The sequence below is a fragment of the Arthrobacter sp. Y3223164 genome, assembly GCF_059091005.1.
Genome location: NZ_JBNHGF010000784.1, coordinates 1 through 586, shown reverse-complemented (window position 1 = coordinate 586; position 586 = coordinate 1). Strand labels below are relative to the sequence as shown.

Sequence of the window (586 nt, the reverse complement as noted above, 5' to 3'; positions counted from 1 at the left end):
TGCGCGCCGTTGGTCGGCGGTGTACTCGGCCGACGGTGAAGGACCGCTGGCCGCCCGGGGCCGCTGCATCGTTCAGCTGATCGGGCTGGGACGCACCGGTGCAGCGTTGGGCACCGCCCTGGCTGCGGCCGGCGTCGGCACGCTTCTGCTCGAGGATTCGGCGGTCGCCGCGGCCTCAGATGTCGGTTCCGGCGCCATCCGGCTCGCCGACATCGGTCTGGGCCGCGGGCAGGCCGTGCGGCGGGCGGTGCACCAGGTGGATCCCACGGTAGCCTGCCACCTCTTGCCCGGCTCGACCGCGGAGCAGGGTGGCGCAGGCATCTTTCCGCGCGCGCTCAGCCTGGCCGTCTACGTCGACCGCGACGTGGCCGATCCCCGGGTCGCCGCGGCGCTCATGAGCCGGGGACACCCGCACCTGAGCGTCCTGGTGCGCGAGCAGGACACCCTGATCGGACCGTTGGTGGTCCCCGGCCAGACAAGCTGCCTTGGCTGCGTGGAACTGCACCGCGCCGACGCCGATCCGGGGTGGCCGGACGTCGTTGCCCGGTTGACCAGCCGGCCGGCGGAGCCGCAGGCAGACCGGGGC

1 protein-coding gene is annotated in these 586 nt (G+C 74.1%); it reads left to right on the top strand.

The features are described from left to right. On the top strand, window positions 1-586 hold a 586-nt coding region (locus tag AC5RUJ_RS17995; RefSeq protein WP_494156485.1), incomplete at both ends, for a ThiF family adenylyltransferase.